The organism is Pseudonocardia sp. GCM10023141 (assembly GCF_042653605.1).
Genome location: NZ_JBHSIR010000075.1, coordinates 47,527 through 62,867 on the forward strand (window position 1 = coordinate 47,527; position 15,341 = coordinate 62,867).

Sequence of the window (15,341 nt, forward strand, 5' to 3'; positions counted from 1 at the left end):
CGTCGTCGTGTGTGATCACCAGAGCGGTGAACGGGGTCGTCATCATTTCCTCGCCTTCGTGCTGAGAGTATGAACGGTCGGGAACATCCGGTAGCCGGTCGCGCCGACGAGCAGACCCCAGATCCCCTTGCGCACGACGATCGCGAAGAACATGGCCAGCAGGCCGAGGATCATGAGGTACCAGGTGCCGAGGTCGGCCAGGAAGTACTGCAGCGCGAAGAAGACGATCGCGCCGACGATCGGGCCTTCGAGGTGGCCGATGCCGCCGATGACCACGATCACGATCATGTAGGCCGCCCACTGCACGCTGAAGATCGCGTCGGGCTGGACTCGAACGGAGTCGACGGCGAGTACGCCGCCCGCGACCGCGCAGCCGGCCGCCGAGACCAGGTAGACGATCCGCTTCACCTTCGTGGCGTCGACGCCGCCCGCACGGGCCGCGACCTCGTCATCGCGGATGGCCGTGAGCGACAGCCCGATCCTGCCGCGCAACAGCACGAAGCAGCCGATCACGGTGACCACGGCAACGGAAAGCGCGAGCCAGTACACGATCGCGCCCCGCATAGCCGGGTCGATGCCACCGAGACCGGTCAGGGTCTTGCCGCTGGCACCGCCGAGGCTGTCGAACCTGATCAGAACGAGCCGGTAGACCTCCGCGATCACCCAGGTGCCGACGGCGAAGTAGTCGCCGCGCAACCGGAACGCGAGCAGCGAGGTCGGGTAGGCGAGCAGGACCGCGGTCACGGCGCTGAACAGCACCGCGAGGAACGGGTTGACGCCTTGCGCGTCGAGGGCAACCACGGTGTAGGCGCCGATGCCGATGTACGCCTGCTGGCCGATCGAAACCAGCCCACCGAAACCCGCCAGCAGGTTCCACATACCGGCGAGCACCATCAGCACGAACAACATCACGAACGAGCTCGTCGTCGACTGGTACACAACGAACGGGAGCGAGGCGAGGGCGACGACGACCACTCCGCCGATCCACGGGCCGAACTTCGAGCCGCGTTCCGAGCGGCGCACGATGTAAGGTGCGATAAGCGTCATCAAATGCTCCTAGCCGGGACCAGGCCCTGCGGACGGAACGCCAGGACCGCGAGGAAGATCAGATGGCCCGCGAGGATCGCGCCCGCCGGGTCGTAGTTCGCGACCACGCTCTGGGTGAGGCCGAGGACCAGCCCGCCGAGCAGCGTGCCCCACAACGAGCCGAGTCCACCGATGACGACCGCTTCGAACGCGAAGACCAAGGTCATCGTCCCAGACGTCGGGCTGAAGGACGAACGGGTGGCGAACAGCAGGCCCGCCAGCGTCAGCGTGCCGAACGCGAGAGCAGTCGCGACACCGTAGACGTGCTTGGAGTTCGCGCCTGTGATCGTTGCCGTCTCCACGTCGTCCGACACCGCTCGCATCATGCGTCCGGTCCGGGTCAGCGCAAAGAAGACCTGGCTCGCGGCGATGACGACGACAGCGGCGGCGAGACCGACCAGCCCGACGACGGGGAGGGCGATCCCGCCGCCGACGCCGAGTGACGCACTCGCCAGACCACCCGCGTCGAGTGACCTGACGTTCGCGGAGAAGCCCTCCACCAAAGCGTTCTGGATCACGATCGAGAGGCCGAAGGTCGACAGCAGCGTGGCCAGCGGGCCCGCGGACAGGCTCGGGGTGATCAGCAGCCGCTGGACGAGGTAGCCGACGACGCTGAACAGCGGGATCGTCACGAGGACCACCAGCCACAAGGGGAACATGGTCTCCGTGGCTAGGGTGAACGCGAGGAACGCCGCCAACACGGCAAGATCACCGTGTGCGAGGTTCACGATCCGCATGACGCCGAACATGATGGACAGTCCGGTGGCGAAGAGCGCGTAGACGCCGCCGAGCAGTGCGCCTTGCAGGATGGCGTTGAGGATGTCCATGGCGTCACTGCCTTCCGGGAGCGGCGGCCGCGGTGCCGAAGTAGGCGGTCTCCACGTCATGTCGGTTCAGCTCGGCGGGTGTGCCTGCTAGCACGGTGCGGCCCTCGAGCAGGCACAGCGCGTCGTCGGCGATCGCGAGGGCCTGCGTGACGTCCTGCTCGACGAACAGGACGGCACAGCCGTTGGCGACGATCTCCAGCAGCGACGCGTAGATCTGCTTGACCACGATGGGCGCGAGCCCGAGTGACAGCTCGTCGATCAGCAGCACGCGCGGGTTGCTCATCAGGGCCCGGCCGATGGCCACCGCCTGCTGCTCGCCGCCCGACAACAGCCGTGAGCTCTGGTCGCGGCGCTCGGGCATCCACGGGAACAGGTCGTAGACGGCGTCGAGATTCCACGGTCCCGGCCGCGCGCGGTACGCCCCGGTGAGGAGGTTCTCCTCCAGCGACAGGGACCTGAACAGCCTGCGCCCCTCCGGTACGAGTGCAATTCCACTGTGGACTCTGGCGTGCGCGGGGAGTTTCGTGACGTCCTCGCCCGCTATCTCGATGCTGCCCGTCGTGACCGGAAGCACTCCGGCGACGGCGCGCATGAGCGTGGACTTCCCCGCGCCGTTCGCGCCGATGACCGCGACCATGCTGCCGCTGTCGACCTCGACGCTGAAGTCGCTGATCGCCTTGAGGAGTCCGTGGTGCACATCGATGTTCTTGATCGACAGCAGGCTCATACCAGGTCCTCCTCGGTCGTCACGGCGTGTCCGACGTAGAGGTCGCGGACCGCTTGGTCCCTGAGCACCTCGTGCGGGTCTCCGTCGGCGATCAGGCGGCCACCGGCCAGGCAGGCGAGCCGGTCGACGGCCGCGAGCAGGGCATGGACCACGTGCTCGATCCACACGATCGCCAGGCCTTGCTCCTTGATCTCCTCGACCAGGTCGAGGAACACGGCGACCTCGGGGTCGGTGAGACCGCCCGCGACCTCATCGAGCAGGAGGACGCGCGGCCCGGATGCCAGCGCTCGCGCGACCTCGAGCCGTTTGCGCTGCAGCAGGCCGAGCTCGCCCGCGCGCTTGTTCGCCCGCGCGCCGAGACCCGTGCGGTCGAGCGTCTCGGCGGCCCGCACGATCGCCGCGGTGCCACGGAGTCCACCGCCCGCGGTGGCGAACAGCAGGACGTTCTCGAACACCGTCATGCCCTCGAAAGGCCGGGGGATCTGGAAGGTCCGGCCGATGCCGGCAACCGTCCGCTCGTGCGCGGCCAGCTGGGTGATCTCACGCCCGTCGATGTGAACGGTGCCTCCGTCCGGCTTCAGTTCGCCGGAGATCATCGCGAAGAGCGTGCTCTTCCCCGCGCCGTTCGGCCCGACGATCCCGAGCGTCTCTCCCGTGCGCAGCACGAGGTCCAGCTCGTCGGCGACGACGAGGAGCCCGAACCGCTTGCCGACGCCGCGCAGCTCCAGAAGAGGCGGGTTCACGAGGTCAGCGGTTCCAGGTCGCCACCGACCGGGAAGTCCCGGTTGGTCGCGTTGTCGACGACCACGATCTCGTAGGGGTACTTGGCGCCGGGACGCCACTGGCCGCCTACGCACTTGATCACCGCGATGCCCTTCTCCGGCCCGTTGGTGAAGTCGAGCGGGCCGCTGATGCCTTGGTAGGACAGGTTCTTGAGCTTGTCGGCCACGTCGGCGCGGTCCTTCGGGTCACTCGCCGCCTTGAACGCCTCGACTGCGACCTCGAACAGGGAGTAGAGCGAGCCGAGCGCCTGCGTCCACTGGGCGCCGGTCTCGGCGCTGAAGTTCTTCGCCAGGTCACCGGCTTTCGTGCCGTCGATGCTGGAGACGTAGGGCAGCGTGTCCGTCCACCACACGCACACCGAGAGGTTGTTCGCCAGCGGGCCGAGTGCCTGCGCCTCGGACGGGAAGAGCATCGACTTGGCGATGGTGGCGAACCTCGGGCGGAAGTTCAGCGACGCGGCTGACATGTGAATCACCCGGCCACCGCAGGGCACGGCAGTGCCCCGGGGCGAAGCCCCGGAAGGGTTGGGAATCTTATTGTCCGACAGGGCCTCGTCGGACCTATGCCGCCGGTTCGACAGTGACATTCAATCCGAGTCGCTCGAGTTGCCGCACCAACCGTCGGGCCTGCTGTTCAGTGGATCGGCGCTGATCGTTCCAGTCCGGTCCCAAATCATTGAACGGGACCTTATCTCGGACGACGTGATAATAGGCGATGAGGATGTCGTGGCGGGTAGCGCCGATCGCCTTCTGTGTGCCCCGCCGGCCGCGGATCTGAGCATGATGCGCCGCGAAATAGGTGCCCTTGGTGCGGGCCGCGGCCTGCGCCGCCTCGGTCAGCCCGATCCGCAGCCACATCGAGCCGTGCCGGGTGCGCGCGGCCCGACGCTTCCCGCCTGAGGAGTTGTTGCCCGGGCAGATCCCGGCCCACGATGCCAGGTGTCCGGAGGACGGGAAGACGGTCATGTCGATACCGACCTCGGCGATCAACACCTCGGCGACGCGACGCCCAACCCCAGGGATGCTCGTCACTAACTCCACGATGTCGGCCACCGGGCCCAGCAGCAGGTCGACTCGCTGATAGGTCTCGGCGATCGACGCCTCCAGGAAGTCGACATGGGCAAGCATCTGCGCGACCAATACGCCGTGATGCTCCAAGCGGAACCGATGGGTCAACGCCTCACGCAACGCGGGGATCTTCGGGCGCAGCCGGCCCTTCGCCAGCTCGGCCAGCACCGCCGGGTCCTCCTCGCCCTCGAGCAGCGCCGCGAGGATTGCCCGCCCGGTCTTGCCGAGGATCGTCGAGGCGACCGAGGTGAGTTTGATCCCCGCGTCCTGCAGCACCTTCTCCAGGCGCTGGATCGTCCGGGTGCGTTCCTCGGTGAGCCGACGTCCATGCCGGGTCAGATCGCGTAGCAATCGAACGGATCGTGGTGGCACGAAACTCGGCGACACCAAGCCATGTTCAAGTAGCTGCGCGATCCACACCGAGTCCGCGACATCACTCTTGCGTCCCGGCACGTTCCGTAAATGCTGAGCATTGATCACCCAGATCGAAAAGTGGTCCTCCAGAACATAGTAGACCGGCTTCCAATACACGCCGGTCGATTCCATCCCGACCAGCGTCACCTGCTCCACCAGCAGCCAGTCGGAGAGTTCCTCAAGCCTGCTGGTCATCGTCGCGAACGTCCGGGTTTCCGACCGGCGCGTCCCACCCGGGCCCGGTCGTCGGACGGTGGCCACCACCGTGTCGCGGTGCACGTCCAACCCCGCGCACCGCTCGATCAACACATCCATGCTGCACCCCTTCTGCCGATGGGAGGGGCCGCCCGGCATGGGGAACCTGTCGATCAAGAAACTGATATTCGCGCTCGAAGCAGCAGGTCAGGGTGCCTCAGGCTCCCCGCGTCACACTTTTTTACGGGCTCACGGCACCAAGCAGCACCGACGTCAGAGCCGGACGACCGCACCGATTCTCATGCGGCCAGGGTGCCGACGCCAGCCGGCATGATCACTTGTTTCCAGAAGGTCTGCATGTCGGGCGGGATCGGGATGCCGTTGAAGAGCTCGACACCTTCGGACTGGAACTTGTTGATCATCGCGGCATAGTCGGCGGTGCCGTTCTGGTAGCGGCCGCCGTCGACGACCTGATAGCCCTTCTTCGCGAAGTACGGACCGATTCCGTCGCGGAACGCGTTGCCGTCGGTGTCGGCGGGCCAGAGACACGCGATCTTCTTGGAGTCCGCCCCGATGCGGCCCATCATCGCCGTATAGGCGTCCGCGAACTCGAACATGCCGCTGTAAAAGTTCGTGCCGTACTGGAATCCGTCGCCGCCGGGCTTGCCGCCCCGGCCGTAGTACCAGGACTGCCACGGCACGATGGTGGTCGTGTTGGGGACGCCGTCGATCTCGCACTGGTCGGCGACCGGGTTCGCGGTGTCCGGAGTGCTCGACGCGACGACCATATCCACGCCGTCGCCGGCGATGAGCTCCTTGGTCACCTCGGTGGCCCTGGTCGGGTTCGACTGGGTGTCCTTGACGACGATCTCGATCCGGCGCTTCCGCCCACCCGCGGTGAACCCGTTGCGCAGGGACTCCTGCACCAGCTTCACGACGTAGTTGTCGGACGCCGCGAAACTGGACAGCGCCCCAGTCTGCGGGCTGACGAGACCGATCTTGAGCACGTCACTGCTCGTGCCCGCGATGCCCTTGACACCGCAGGCACCCAGCAACGCGGAGCTGCCCGCGACGGCGGCACCCAGGCCGGTCGCGCGCAGGAAACCGCGGCGGTTGAAGGAGTTGGCTAGCAGATCACCGGACATGGGACGCCTCTCTCGGACTACCTCGGCCGAATGTCACATTTCGTATGCGGTCTATTCTTATGCGGACGGGAGAGAATCGCGGCTACGCCCTTCGACTGCTGAACCGTCAGCCGTTCAACCGTGCCTCGCACACGGCATAGGAATCAGCCCACGGCCGCACGCGCTCATAGGCCGCGCTGAGCGAGATGACGTCGTCGTCCCGGAACTGACGGCCCACCAGCTGCATCCCCACCGGCAGTCCCCCGGCCAGGCCCGCAGGCACCGACGCGGCCGGGTTCCCGGTAAAGTTGAACGGGAAGGTGAGCGTCCAGCCGATCAACGGGTCCACCGCGCGGCCCGCGAGCTCACCCGGACCGACAGTGTCCCCAGTGGATGCGTTGCACACCGGAAGGCTTCCCACGGTCGGCGTCGCCAGGACGTCGATGCCCGCCCACGCCACGAGCAACCGGTCGTAGATCTCGGTGCGCAGCACGTCGTCCTGCCGCAGTCGGGCCGCGGACTGGACCGCGGCCTCGTCGAGCTGCGCCGCGAGGGCGCGCGGGAAGTGGACGTGCGGAGCCGCCAACAGGTCCGGGCCGCCGTTGTCGCGCAAGGCCTCCAGACCCGCGAGGTAGAGCTGCGCCATCGTGCGATGCCACAGTGCCGCGAGCTCCAGCCGGTCCACCGGCAGCACGACCTCCACGGGCATGACCTCCACGCCCGTGTCCGCCAGCGACTCGACGGCCTCGGCCACGACCGCGGCGACGGCCGGGTCCACGGGAAAGGTCCCGAGGTCGGGGCTGTAGCCGACCCGCATCCCGGTCACCGGCCGGTCCAGCGCGGCGAGAAAGTCCACGCTGCCGTCGAGCCCGTGGGGCGCCCGCGGATCAGGCCCGGCCAGCACCGTCATCGCCAGTGCCGCGTCCGCCACGGTACGGGTGATCGGCCCCTCGGTGACGAACGGAGCGGAGTTCAGGAAACCGAGCGGGCGCGCGACAGTCGGCACGCGCCCCGCCGACGGCTTCAACCCGTACGTTCCGGTCCACGCGGCCGGGATCCTGATGGAGCCGCCCGCGTCCGTCCCCTCCGCCAGCGGGACCAGCCCGTCGGCGACCGCGGCGGCGCTGCCACCCGACGATCCGCCCGCGTTGCGGGTCGTGTCGAACGGGGTGGACGTCGGTCCGAAGAGCCGGTTGTCCGTGACGGCCCGCGCGCCCAGCGCCGGGGAGTTGGTCTTGCCCACGACGATCGCGCCCGCGGCCTCCATCCGCTCGACGAAGACGCAGCGATCGTTGACCGAGTTCGCCGCGAGCGCCGGTACACCGCCCATTGTGGACGGCCAGCCCGGCTTGAAGTCGAACAGGTCCTTCATCAGCACGGGCACACCGGTCAGCGGCCCGGTCGTCTCGCCTGACCGCAGGTCCCGCTCGGCCGCACGTGCGGCGGCCTTCGCGTCGTCCACGCCGAGGTGGACCACCGCGTTGAGCGACGGGTTGCGCTTCTCGATGCGGTCCAGCACCGCGTCGACGAGCTCGACGGGTGAGATCACTCGCTGACGCAGGAGCTCGGCCAGGTCGGCCGCGCTCCGCCACGCGTAGTCGGCGGGCTCCATCGCCCCTCCTTATGCCACAGAAACAGGAAGAATCTCGCGGCGCCATCGCGCCAGCTGCCTGGTCGCGTTCAGCGACAGGGCCCCGACGACGCGGTCACCATCCCGGTAGACGCCCACCCAGGGACCGGACGTGTCGCCGTGCACCAGCTCGAAGTCGTACCGGCCGCCGGTCAGCCCGAACCCACGGATGTTCAGGTCGTACTGGTCAGACCAGAACTCCGGCAGCACGTCGAAGTCCCTGGCGGCGCCGTCGGCGATCATGTTGCGCCCCGCGGCCATCCCCGACATCGCGGCGTGGGTCCAGTGCTCGACGCGGGTGCGGGCTCCGTCGAGCCTGGGGTGCGGCCAGTTGACGACGTCGCCCGCCGCCCAGACGTCGTCGACACCGTCGGCTCGCAGCGTCGCGTCGCACACCACACCGTTGTCGACGGTGACGCCGCTGCCGCTGAGCCATTCGACGTTCGGCGCGCTGCCGATGCCGACCACGATCACGTCGCCGTCGACGGTCTCACCGTTGGTCAGCTCGACGCCGAGCGGAGCGTCGGGCGTTCCCAGCACCTTCGCGACGCCCGCGCCGAGGTGCATCGACACGCCCTCCGCGACGTGCCGCTCGGCGAGCAGCCGCGCGGGCACCTCGCCGATCGGGCCGACCAGTGGCGAGGGCGCCAGGTCGACCAGGGCGACCTCGATTCCGCGTGGCCGCACCGAAGCGGCGATCTCACAGCCGATGAACCCCGCGCCGACCACCAGCACCCGGCGAGCGGTGTCCAGGGCCTCGGACAGCCTCCGGGCGTCGTCCAGCGTCCGAACCGCGGTGACCCGTCGGCCCGCGGTGAAGACATCGGGCCACCGCGCACGCACTCCGGTCGCAATCAGCACCCGGTCGTAGTCGAGTCGCTCGCCCGACGCCAACGCGACCACCTTCGCGGCGGTGTCGAGGCCGACAGCCGCACTGCCAAGGTGCCAGTCGGCGTCCAGCGAGTCAGCGATGTGGAACGGCAGTTCCGTCATGCTTTCCCGACCGTGCAAGGCTTTCTTCGACAGCGGCGGCCGGTTGTACGGAAGGTGGGGCTCGTCTCCGACGATCTGGACACGACCCTCGTAACCCGCACCGCGCAGTGCCTCGGCCGCACGCAGACCGGCGAGGGACGCCCCGACGACAACGACGCGATCGGTGCCCGTCACCGCAGAATCCTGATCGCCTGCACCGGACACAGCCGCACCGCGTTCTCCACGTTGGCGCGCGTCGAGTCGTCGGGCTCGCTGTCGTAGGTCAGGTCGCCGACGTCGTCGAGCTGGAACACGTCCGGCGCCGCGAAGGCACACTGACCGTGGACGTCGCAGACATCCATGTCGACACTGATCTTCATCACGTCGTCTCCTCGTCAACGAATCTCGGGCGGGTGCTGCTCGGCGGTCCACGGTCGCCACGAGTCGATCGTCTCGACGATGTCGCGGATCGCGCCCCAGGAGGCCCGGTGGATCAGCAGCCAGTCGTCGTCCGGCCGGACGTCGTACACGCCCTCGTCCCACGTGTCGGAGTCGATGACCGCCGCGAGCAGCTCGAGCAGCACCGCGCGCTGCCGACCGCGCTGGTGTTCGCGTGCACGGGCGATCGTGGCGTCGAGCCGGGCGCCGTGGTCAGTAGAGGTCGAAGTACTCACGTTGCTCCCATTCGCTGACCGCGTCGGGCTCGTCGGTCCTGCCGAGGTCGGAGCGCTCGAACCGCTCGGCCTCACTCCTCTTGTGGGCGGCGTAGAACCGGACGAACTCCTCCCCCATGGCCTTGCGGAAGAACTCGCTGTTCTCGAACTCCCGCACGGCTTCCGCCAGGCTCGTCGGCAGCCGGGTCGCCTCAGTCTCGTACGGGACCTCGGTCGGTGATGGTGGCTCCTCCCCTCGTGCCACGCCGTCGAGTCCGGCCAGGATCTGACCGGCGATGTAGAGGTATCCGTTGGCCGCGGTGTCGCCGATCCGGTTCTCGATGTGGGTGGAGCCGTCCGCGCGCTCCCCGGTCACGCGAACCATCGCCCCGCGGTTGTCCGCGCCCCAGCAGAGCCGGTCGGGCGCCAGCGAGTTCGGGCGGAGTCGCTTGTAGCCGGTGACCGTGGAGTTCGACAGCAGCGCGCCTTCCCTCGCGTGGATCAGGACCCCGTTGGTGAAGTGCCTGCCGTACCGCGAGAGCAACTTGTCGTCGTCGGGGACGAAGAGGTTGCGTCCGGTCTGGTCGACCATCGACATGTGCAGGTGCCAGCCGGACGAGAAGAAGCCGGGGATGCCGGGCCGCGCCATGAAGGTGATGTGGTAGCCGTGGCGCTTGGCGATCATCTTCGCCGCGTTCTTCAACAGGAACGACGCGTCGCCGCCCTCTAACGCGGGCAGCACGTCGAGACTCAGCTCGAACTGGCTGGGTCCGAGCTCGGATTCGATGGTGCGCACCGGGAAGTTGAGCGCCTCGAGGTTGTCCTGCAGGACGTCGAGGAACTCGCTGACCTCGTCCAGGTCCGCCTCGGACTGGTGCTGGTACCCCGAGTTGGTCGGTACCACGGACCCCGCGGTGCCCGGCTCGCCCGGCAGACCGATGGTGCGGGCCTGCGCGACGTTGCGCGTGAGGTGGAACTCCAGCTCGACTCCGACGATCGCGGAGACACCGGTGGCGGTGGCCGCGTCGATCGCGCCGCGCAGCTGGCCGCGGGAGGAGTACGGCAGCGGCTCGCCGGTCGTGAAGAACATGTCGCCGGTGACCCAGCCGGTCTGGGCAGCCCAGGGCAGCACGCGGAAGGTCTGCGGATCCGGCCTGATCACCAGGTCCGGCGCGCCCGTCATCTCGGCGCGGCCGAACCCGCCGCCGCTGCTGAACGGATTGATGATGATCTTGCCCGCGGAGTCGCCGAGCAGCGTTCCCACGTTGGAGCGCAGACCTTCGCCGACAAGCTTCGGGAACAGGGCGGTGGGCACCACCTTGGCCCGGCTGACACCGTGCTGATCGGCCCAGGCGATGCGGACCCGACGGATGCCTTCGGCCCGGATCCGCTCGAAGACCGGTTCCCACGCGGAGAGGAGCTGAGCAGTCATCATGAGCTCCTTCGCTCAGAAGATGATCGACATGTTGTCGTGTGGGAGGTCGCTCTCCACCAGACGGATGTGCTTGGCCTTGATCCGCCAACTCGGGGCGGTGCCGTCGAACCGGTGGAAGTACCACCCGAAGTGGGTGGCGTGCGCGGAGCCGCGGACGTCGTGCAGGACGAAGTTGGCCCGCGTGACGATGTCGTTGCCTGCTCGCATCGCCTCGATGTTCGTGAGCAGCCGCACCGTTTTGGAACGGGGAATCTGGCTCCAGATGTAGGCGCTGCGCAACCAGACGATGCGGTCCTCGAGCCTGCGGCGGTCGTCCAGCGCGAGCGAGACCGTGCGCGCGGGATCGCCTGGCATCGGAGCGGACGGCACCCAGTAGACGCACTCGTCGTCGAACATGTCGAGCCATTCCTCGAAGCGGCCCTCGTCGAGCAGCCGGGATTCCAGGTGCAGCACGCCGGTCACCTCGTCGACCAACGCGGAGTCGCTGACCGCCTCGGGCGTGGACCACAGCGCGGCGTCCCGCCTCAGCTGCTCGTAGAGACCCTCGTCGAAGTAGCGTGAGTCGCGGACCGGAAGGTTCTTCAGGTCAGCCATGTCAGACCTCCTGGCTCATCAGCTTGCGCCAGAACTCGAAGTAGCCGCGGGGCGAGATCTCGTGGGTCACCGGGGCGGTGACGATGTCACCGTCCACTTTCACCCGGTCCATCGCACCGAACCCCCGGTTCATCAGCACCCACTCGATCTCGGGGATGCCGAGGCCGCGCTGGCACTCGGCGAAGTTGGCGAGATCGTCGGGCTCGCCGAAGTTGGGGAAGTCCTCCTGGTGCCGCATGCGCAGCGCAGTGACCGGGTCCGGGAGCCCGTCCGACGACGTCGCGTACCAGGACAGAACCGTCTCGTCGACCGCCTTCGGCTCCAGGACCTGGATCTGGTTCCCGACGAAGAGCAGGTTGGGGAAGATCGTGAAGTTCATCTGCGCGCCGACCGACAGGTCGAGGTACTCGGTCGCCTGCTCGTCGGGGTACTCGCCGCGGACGCGTTCCGCGACATGCTCCCGTCCGGGCGCCGGGCGCTGACGCTCGAAGTAGGACCCGGCGCCGGAGTAGGCCGGGCGCTGGTCGAGAAACCCGTGTCCGTTGCCGAGGTACTGGACGTAGAGCGGGCTGTCGTCCGGGGCCTCGGCGAAGTAGCCCATGTCGCGGCCGTCACCGTGGCGCGCCGCCACGTGCAGCAGTGCGCGGTGCGAGAACGCCGGGTGGTAGCCGTCGATCGAGTTGTCGAGCACCAGTTTCCAGTTCGCACGGCACAACATCCGCTGCCTGCCGTGCCGCACGGCCACCTTCGATTCGGGGAACCGCGACACCCACATGTCGAGCTTCTCCTCGGCGGCGCCGAGGTATTCGCTCAGCCCCGGCGCGTCCGGGTTCAGCGTGGCGAAGATGAAGCCGTGACGGGTCTCGACTCGCGCGCCCAACAGCGGGTAGTCGGCCTTCTTGAAGTCCTCGCCGTACGCGTCGGGCCACGGCACGCCGGTGAGCTCGCCCGAATTGTCGTACGCCCAGCCGTGGTACGGACAGGTGAACCGGCGCGCCTTGCCGGCGGGCTCGCGGCAGACCGTGGCGCCGCGGTGCCGACACCGGTTCAGCAGCACCCTCACCTCGCCGGTCCGAGTCCTCGTGATGATCACGGGACGGCCCGCGAGGTCACGGGTGACGTAGTCGTGCGGCTCCGGGATCTCGCTCTCGTGAGCGATGAACACCCACACCCGAGCGAAGACGCGAGTCATCTCGTCGACGAACACCGCCGGATCGGTGTAGACCGCGCGGTGCACGGCATCAGGCCGCACCATGTCGTCGTACGACATGGTCGCGGCGGGAGGTTCCGCACTGGTCGTCATGTCACTCCACTCTCGAAGGTCGCGTGCCGTGCACCGTATACCGTATTTCGTGTTTGGATCAAGCGCGAGTTCCCGCAGGTGAGAGTGATCGATACGAGATGGAGCGCCCCCAGACAGGGAGAAAACGGGCAGGCTTGACGGCCATGGCCACTAGGAACCAGGCGGGCTCGACGGCCCTACCGAGAGTTGCTCACACGGCCTGAGCGAGTGTCGTCGACTGGCTCAGCCGTCGCTGTTGCGTCGCTCCGCCATGTGGTTGCGGCCTGCGTTCACGTGCTCGATCATCGCGGCACGTGCGGCGATGGCGTCGCCCTTCGCGATGGCGTCCAGGAGCTTCTCGTGGTCCTCGACGAACGTCTTGTCTGACTGGGCGTGGAAGAAGTCGAGGTAGATCTGGTTCGACCCGGCCTGTCCCCAGATCGTGTCGAAGAACATCACCAGCTGCGGGTTGCCCGTCGCCTCGACGATTGCGCGGTGGACCATCCGGTTCGCCTCGTAGAAGGACAGCGCGGTGTTCTTGGGCTGCTTGGCGGCCTTCGCGAGCACCTTGCGCGCGTGGGCGATCGCGGGTTCCCCCAACTCCGCCAGGTGCGCCGCCGCGTGGGACTCGATCGCCAGGCGCGAGTCGAAGTTGTGCTCGATCTCCACGGCCGACAACTCGCGGATGACGTACCCACGTGTGTCGGACGGCTCGACGATGCCTTCGGAGACCAGCCGCAGCAGTGCGTCGCGAACCGGCGTGCGGCTCACCCCGAGCTGCTCGGCCAGCTTGTCGAGGATGAGGCGATCACCGGGCACCAGGTCACCGGCCATCATCGCCCCGATGAGGCGGTCGCGGACCTCGGAGGTCAAGGCACTCGGGTCCCGCTCGATCCTGACTCGCATCGAAGACACGATCGCCCCTCCCCCGGTCCGACTCCGCCACGACCATCGTATGCGGTATTCGGTCGAGGTACCGCCGGGAGGTCTTCCGCGGCTACGCCGCGACCGGCGAGGTAGCGGCGGAGGCCCCGCTCGATGCTCGAACAGCGCCCGCGGCGGCAACGGTATCCGCCGACCGCGGCGTGCAGGGTGACGCCACGCATTCGTGTATCCACCTGCGGTGGACACGGCGGTGACGCGGCCGATGGAAGACAGCCCGGCCCGCTCGACGAGGTCCTACGCCGTAACACCAAGGCCAGTTCCCTGTCGACCACCTCAGCGTGGTCGCGAACGACGGGCGGTGCCACCATCGTCGCTGCTCCCTCACCCGAGTTCGGGGTCCACCTGACCACCACCAGAATCCGCCGAACGGAGACGAGCCACAATCGGCGAGCCTACGTAGCTCTGGACAGCTACGTAGGGTCAGGACGCGCGTGCGTAGGCACCCGTTCGACCGGACGTATGGCCGCTCTCGCCGGGGTCGGGAAGCATCGGCGGCATGGTCGAGCTCCGAGACGCGCACGGCCCGACGCCCACGCCATCGCCACCGTGCTGGTGCGGTCCTGGCGTGTCGCCTATCGCGGTCTGCTCCCCGACGATGTCCTGGCCGGCCTCTCTGTCACCGACCGGGAGCCGTTCTGGTCGGACGTCCTCACCACCCGCCCACCACACACCCGCATGGTCGTCGCAACGCTCGCGAGTGCCGTCGCCGGCTTCGTCGCGACCGGTCCGCCGCTGGTACCCGCCGACCGCGCCGACTCCACGCTCGGCGACCTCTATGCGCTCTACCTCGACCCGGGCGTGTGGCGCCGCGGCATCGGAACCCAGCTCCACGCCGCCGCATTCGACCGGCTCCGATCCTGCGCCTTCACCCACGCGGGCTTGTGGGTTCTCGACACCAACGAACCCTCCCTGGGCTTCTACCACCACCACGGCTGGGCCGACACCGGACGTTCCCATCTCGACCGAGGACCCGGCAGCACCGAACTGCGCGAACAACGACTCCACCGGGACCTGAGCGGTTGAACGTCAGCCATCCAAGCCTCGGGACAAGATCCACACGGCGATCTGCACGCCGGACTCGAACCCGAGCTTCCGCAGGATGTGGTCCACGTGGACCTCCACAGCTCGCCGCGAGATGAACATCTGGGCGGTGATGTCCCGGTTCCGATGACCGCGCGCCACAGCAGCGCGACGTCCATCTCCCGTTTGGTGAACGGACCGAGGTCCTGGGTCATCCCGTCGAACAGGAAGCGGGCCGCGTTCTGCAACGCCGTGCCCGCCTCGAACTCCATGTGAACCGCTCGCCGCCCAGGGCGTCCAGCAGCGCTGCCTTGAACGCCCGGTGTGGCTCCAGCCATACCGCGCTACCGGTCAGCAGGGAACCCGACCTGCTGCCAGGTCCGCCCCACCAGCCCGAGGACGCACGCCGAACGGGCGTGCTCGCTACCGACAAACCCTCGATCAACTCACCCAGGAAGCTGGACTCAGTGCCTAAACACGAACTTGACTCGATCTTGCCGACTTCGTCGGCTCAGCAAGCTAGTGGCTCGACACGCAACGTTGGCCGGATAATTGATCTCGGTTCTCGACCCGGTCAGGCTGCCCGC

The 15,341-nt window shown here is 67.9% G+C and carries 17 protein-coding genes; 1 reads left to right on the forward strand and 16 read right to left on the reverse strand.

Annotated elements, in window-relative coordinates; all coding sequences use genetic code 11:
- Positions 1-42: 42 nt before the first annotated feature.
- The 15 genes from ACFPFQ_RS42665 to ACFPFQ_RS42735 form a co-directional block, all read right to left on the reverse strand.
- Positions 43-1,047, reverse strand: coding sequence for a branched-chain amino acid ABC transporter permease (locus ACFPFQ_RS42665; RefSeq protein ID WP_379628981.1), 1,005 nt, complete (start codon positions 1,045-1,047; stop codon positions 43-45).
- Positions 1,047-1,913, reverse strand: coding sequence for a branched-chain amino acid ABC transporter permease (locus ACFPFQ_RS42670; protein ID WP_379628982.1), 867 nt, complete (start codon positions 1,911-1,913; stop codon positions 1,047-1,049). Before ACFPFQ_RS42670 ends, ACFPFQ_RS42665 begins: the two co-directional genes overlap by 1 nt.
- Positions 1,914-1,917: 4 nt before the next feature.
- The gene (locus ACFPFQ_RS42675; protein WP_379628983.1) at positions 1,918-2,640 is read right to left on the reverse strand and encodes an ABC transporter ATP-binding protein; all 723 of its coding nucleotides are present in this window, start codon (positions 2,638-2,640) and stop codon (positions 1,918-1,920) included.
- Entirely contained in the window at positions 2,637-3,383 is a 747-nt protein-coding gene (locus ACFPFQ_RS42680; protein WP_379628984.1) for an ABC transporter ATP-binding protein, read from the reverse strand. The genes ACFPFQ_RS42675 and ACFPFQ_RS42680 overlap by 4 nt, the downstream gene beginning before the upstream one ends.
- Complete coding sequence (locus tag ACFPFQ_RS42685; protein ID WP_379628985.1) at positions 3,380-3,889, reverse strand: ABC transporter substrate-binding protein; 510 nt, start codon at positions 3,887-3,889, stop codon at positions 3,380-3,382. The genes ACFPFQ_RS42680 and ACFPFQ_RS42685 overlap by 4 nt, the downstream gene beginning before the upstream one ends.
- A 94-nt stretch (positions 3,890-3,983) precedes the next feature.
- Complete coding sequence (locus ACFPFQ_RS42690) at positions 3,984-5,219, reverse strand: IS110 family transposase (RefSeq protein ID WP_379628986.1); 1,236 nt, start codon at positions 5,217-5,219, stop codon at positions 3,984-3,986.
- A 179-nt stretch (positions 5,220-5,398) separates the two neighbouring features.
- On the reverse strand, positions 5,399-6,244 hold the full coding sequence (locus ACFPFQ_RS42695) for an ABC transporter substrate-binding protein (RefSeq protein ID WP_379628987.1): 846 nt from the start codon (positions 6,242-6,244) through the stop codon (positions 5,399-5,401).
- A gap of 106 nt (positions 6,245-6,350) precedes the next feature.
- The gene (locus ACFPFQ_RS42700; RefSeq protein ID WP_379628988.1) at positions 6,351-7,835 is read right to left on the reverse strand and encodes an amidase; all 1,485 of its coding nucleotides are present in this window, start codon (positions 7,833-7,835) and stop codon (positions 6,351-6,353) included.
- Between the two features lie 9 nt (positions 7,836-7,844).
- Positions 7,845-9,020 carry an NAD(P)/FAD-dependent oxidoreductase gene (locus tag ACFPFQ_RS42705; RefSeq protein WP_379628989.1) on the reverse strand — a complete coding sequence of 392 codons (1,176 nt, stop codon included), beginning with the start codon at positions 9,018-9,020 and terminating at the stop codon, positions 7,845-7,847.
- Entirely contained in the window at positions 9,017-9,205 is a 189-nt protein-coding gene (locus ACFPFQ_RS42710; protein WP_379629000.1) for a ferredoxin, read from the reverse strand. Before ACFPFQ_RS42710 ends, ACFPFQ_RS42705 begins: the two co-directional genes overlap by 4 nt.
- A 15-nt stretch (positions 9,206-9,220) precedes the next feature.
- Positions 9,221-9,499 carry a hypothetical protein gene (locus tag ACFPFQ_RS42715; RefSeq protein ID WP_379628990.1) on the reverse strand — a complete coding sequence of 93 codons (279 nt, stop codon included), beginning with the start codon at positions 9,497-9,499 and terminating at the stop codon, positions 9,221-9,223.
- A complete protein-coding gene (locus ACFPFQ_RS42720; protein ID WP_379628991.1) occupies positions 9,477-10,910 on the reverse strand; it encodes a glutamine synthetase family protein in 1,434 nt (477 codons plus the stop codon). The genes ACFPFQ_RS42715 and ACFPFQ_RS42720 overlap by 23 nt, the downstream gene beginning before the upstream one ends.
- 15 nt (positions 10,911-10,925) lie before the next feature.
- Positions 10,926-11,507 carry an aromatic-ring-hydroxylating dioxygenase subunit beta gene (locus tag ACFPFQ_RS42725; RefSeq protein ID WP_379628992.1) on the reverse strand — a complete coding sequence of 194 codons (582 nt, stop codon included), beginning with the start codon at positions 11,505-11,507 and terminating at the stop codon, positions 10,926-10,928.
- Between the two features lies 1 nt (position 11,508).
- Positions 11,509-12,810 (reverse strand): aromatic ring-hydroxylating oxygenase subunit alpha, encoded by a 1,302-nt coding sequence (locus ACFPFQ_RS42730; protein WP_379628993.1) that lies wholly within the window; start codon positions 12,808-12,810, stop codon positions 11,509-11,511.
- A 222-nt stretch (positions 12,811-13,032) separates the two neighbouring features.
- Positions 13,033-13,695, reverse strand: a complete 663-nt coding sequence (locus ACFPFQ_RS42735; RefSeq protein ID WP_379628994.1) for a GntR family transcriptional regulator — start codon at positions 13,693-13,695, stop codon at positions 13,033-13,035.
- A 585-nt stretch (positions 13,696-14,280) separates the two neighbouring features.
- On the opposite strand from ACFPFQ_RS42735, the gene ACFPFQ_RS42740 reads away from it, so the two are divergent.
- The gene (locus tag ACFPFQ_RS42740; protein ID WP_379628995.1) at positions 14,281-14,757 is read left to right on the forward strand and encodes a GNAT family N-acetyltransferase; all 477 of its coding nucleotides are present in this window, start codon (positions 14,281-14,283) and stop codon (positions 14,755-14,757) included.
- Between the two features lie 3 nt (positions 14,758-14,760).
- Here the strand turns inward: ACFPFQ_RS42740 and ACFPFQ_RS42745 are convergent, their stop codons facing one another.
- Positions 14,761-14,916 (reverse strand): response regulator transcription factor, encoded by a 156-nt coding sequence (locus tag ACFPFQ_RS42745; RefSeq protein WP_379628996.1) that lies wholly within the window; start codon positions 14,914-14,916, stop codon positions 14,761-14,763.
- Positions 14,917-15,341 lie beyond the last annotated feature (425 nt).

Bases quoted from the DNA above. Each gene is read 5' to 3' on its own strand.
- ACFPFQ_RS42730 (WP_379628993.1), bottom strand. From the start codon at position 12,810: ATGACGACCAGTGCGGAACCTCCCGCCGCGACCATGTCGTACGACGAC.
- ACFPFQ_RS42670 (WP_379628982.1), bottom strand. From the start codon at position 1,913: ATGGACATCCTCAACGCCATCCTGCAAGGCGCACTGCTCGGCGGCGTC.
- ACFPFQ_RS42710 (WP_379629000.1), bottom strand. From the start codon at position 9,205: ATGAAGATCAGTGTCGACATGGATGTCTGCGACGTCCACGGTCAGTGT.
- ACFPFQ_RS42720 (WP_379628991.1), bottom strand. From the start codon at position 10,910: ATGACTGCTCAGCTCCTCTCCGCGTGGGAACCGGTCTTCGAGCGGATC.
- ACFPFQ_RS42675 (WP_379628983.1), bottom strand. From the start codon at position 2,640: ATGAGCCTGCTGTCGATCAAGAACATCGATGTGCACCACGGACTCCTC.
- ACFPFQ_RS42725 (WP_379628992.1), bottom strand. From the start codon at position 11,507: ATGGCTGACCTGAAGAACCTTCCGGTCCGCGACTCACGCTACTTCGAC.
- ACFPFQ_RS42695 (WP_379628987.1), bottom strand. From the start codon at position 6,244: ATGTCCGGTGATCTGCTAGCCAACTCCTTCAACCGCCGCGGTTTCCTG.
- ACFPFQ_RS42700 (WP_379628988.1), bottom strand. From the start codon at position 7,835: ATGGAGCCCGCCGACTACGCGTGGCGGAGCGCGGCCGACCTGGCCGAG.
- ACFPFQ_RS42665 (WP_379628981.1), bottom strand. From the start codon at position 1,047: ATGACGCTTATCGCACCTTACATCGTGCGCCGCTCGGAACGCGGCTCG.
- ACFPFQ_RS42685 (WP_379628985.1), bottom strand. From the start codon at position 3,889: ATGTCAGCCGCGTCGCTGAACTTCCGCCCGAGGTTCGCCACCATCGCC.
- ACFPFQ_RS42735 (WP_379628994.1), bottom strand. From the start codon at position 13,695: ATGCGAGTCAGGATCGAGCGGGACCCGAGTGCCTTGACCTCCGAGGTC.
- ACFPFQ_RS42690 (WP_379628986.1), bottom strand. From the start codon at position 5,219: ATGGATGTGTTGATCGAGCGGTGCGCGGGGTTGGACGTGCACCGCGAC.